Below are 377 nucleotides of genomic sequence, written 5' to 3'. Positions count from 1 at the left end.
CTGGTTGTGGTCCAGCGGCTGGTTGACGTGCACGGTGAACGTCGGTTTGACGTTCTCGGCCACCGAGGCCTGGTCGGCCGTGATGGTGACCTTGACCAGGTCGCCTTCGTTGCCCGGCGTACCTGGCTCGTCGGTAACCGAGGTGCTGACCGGGGTTTTGTCGAGGGTCAGTTGCTCGAACTTGCCGACATCCGCGCCTGCAACGGTAGCGATCGATTTGATCACCGGGTCGTTGGTACCGACGTAGACGTTGTCCGGAGCAGTCACGGTGGCAGTGCCCACGGTACCGTTGGCCGGCACGGTGATGACGGTTTTGCCGTCGTTCAGCGTGAAGGTCAGTGCACTGTGGTTGTTGATCGGCAGACCGTCTTTGTTGG

The 377-nt window shown here is 61.5% G+C and carries 1 protein-coding gene; it reads right to left on the bottom strand.

Annotated elements, in window-relative coordinates; all coding sequences use genetic code 11:
* Nucleotides 1-377 (bottom strand): immunoglobulin-like domain-containing protein (locus tag LVS58_RS25020; protein ID WP_233693252.1); only part of this gene is annotated, 377 nt, incomplete at both ends.

The sequence above is a fragment of the Pseudomonas sp. JR33AA genome (assembly GCF_021378985.1).
GTDB classification, from domain to species: domain Bacteria; phylum Pseudomonadota; class Gammaproteobacteria; order Pseudomonadales; family Pseudomonadaceae; genus Aquipseudomonas; species Aquipseudomonas alloputida.
This window is presented reverse-complemented; position numbering and strand designations above follow the sequence as displayed.